This is a genomic window from Neoroseomonas rubea (genome assembly GCF_016106015.1).
GTDB classification, from domain to species: domain Bacteria; phylum Pseudomonadota; class Alphaproteobacteria; order Acetobacterales; family Acetobacteraceae; genus Neoroseomonas; species Neoroseomonas rubea.
In genome coordinates this window covers 1-1711 of record NZ_JACADQ010000542.1, presented here as the reverse complement: position 1 = coordinate 1711, position 1711 = coordinate 1, and the positions used below count along the sequence as shown (strand labels likewise).

At 76.2% G+C, this 1711-nt stretch carries 1 protein-coding gene and 1 pseudogene; both read right to left on the bottom strand.

The genetic code is table 11. The features are described from left to right. Window positions 1-480 (bottom strand): annotated as a pseudogene (locus tag HW577_RS24655) (hypothetical protein); the annotation flags it as partial. 4 nt (window positions 481-484) lie between these two features. Further along, a partial coding sequence (locus tag HW577_RS24650) for a hypothetical protein (RefSeq protein WP_408639556.1) occupies window positions 485-1711 on the bottom strand: 1227 nt, incomplete at its 5' end.

Sequence of the window (1711 nt, the reverse complement as noted above, 5' to 3'; positions counted from 1 at the left end):
TAGGGAGGTGGCGACGCCGTCCGCGACCACGGGGCCGGAGGGGCCCGCCGTGACGATGGCGACATGCGGCCAGCCGCCGGCACGGCGGGTGCAGGCGAGCAGCCGCGCCTCCCCGCCGCCGGCGATGGTTGTGCGCGTGGGCGCGGCGCAGGCGACGCGCTGGTCGAGCCAGGAGCGCCAAAGGCCCGATGCGGCGATCGCGTCGAGATCCGCCGGGCCGGCCGGGCCGGCGAGTTCCACCACGCGCGCGGCCGGCTGCGTCCAGCCGCCGCAATAGACTTCGCGCGTGCGCAGCACCTGCCGGTCGGCCGGCGCGCCCCGGCCGGGCTGGACCTGGCAGGGCTCGTTGCGGGCATCCGTCCCCGCGGGCTCGCCTGCCGTTGCGGTGGCGGAACGTGTGACGTAAGCGTCGGGCGGCGGGGCGGAGCAGGCGGCGAGCGCCCCGAGCGCCGCGGCCGCGAGCAGCGTGCGCATCGGCATCGGCTCAGTAATCCTCCTCCGCGACGTTCGGGATCTGCACGTCGGGATCGGTGATGCGCCCGCCGCCCAGCGTGATGTCGACCCGCTGCGGTGGCGCCTGCGGGATCGAGATGACCTGGCTCGGCACGATGCAGTTCACCGAGGAGATGACGCAGCCATTGAGCCGGTAGCGCGACAGCGCGCCGGAGGCCGCCGGGCGGGTGCTGTCGGCGAAGCGCGCGGCGGCCGAGCCGCTGACCGGGCTGCCCGTGATGTCGGTCAGGCTGCCGGTGAGTTCCGCCCCGCCGCCCGTCCCGTGGATGCCGAGCCGCCCGGCCGAGACCACCGTGCCGGTGGCGAAGCCGCCGTCGATGAGCAGGAAGATCGGGCTGCGCCCCGCATCGACATTGATCGCGAGCGGGCCCGCGGGCGCCGAGGATGCCGGGCCGAACACGCCCGGCACCTCGGTGCCCGGCAGGCGGACCTGCATCGGCTGCTGCGCGCTGGGCAGGCCGGGGATGTCGGGCCGCACGACGGAGAGCGGGTCGGGCCTCGCGCCGGCCGCGCGCGTGTCGAACATGACGACCGGGAGCTGGCCGCCGTCGCGCGGGCGGATCGCGATGACGTCGCCGGCCGAGATGCCGCCCGGCGCGGAGAAGAGCACCGCGCGGCCGAGCGTCAGGATGCCGCCGTCGATCAGCATGGTGCCGCCCGATTCGACGTCGAGCGTGCCGGTCGTGATGTTCATGTCGCGCAGCGTCACGGCCCCGCCCGCGAGGCGGATGCTGTCCGAGGAGACGAGCGTCCCGTCGCTCGCGCTCAGCGCGCCGGCCGTCTCGAGCCGGATGATCGCCGGGTCGATCGAGAAGGACTGCAGGACGATCCCGCCGCCCGACAGCAGCGAGATCGTGCCGGGCGCGCCGATCTTGCCGTTGACGAGCGTCGCGAGGCCGCCCGCGGTGAGCGCGACGTCGGTGCCCGCCGTCATGCTGCCGCTCAGCGCCATGGCGCCGCCGGCCGAGAAGGTCAGGCCGAGCCCCGCCTGGGCGACGCCGGACTGGGACAGCGCGCCGCCCGCCTCGAGCACCAGGCTTGCGCCGGCGGTGATCGTGCCGGTCGCGTCGATCGAGGTGCCCGCGGTCACGCGCACCTCGCCGCCGGCGCCTAGATCGCCGCCGAGCGTCGCGCTGCCGCCCGCGATCAGCGTCGCCGCCCCGCCCGCGCGCGTCGTGCCGCCCTGCGTGAGCGCGCC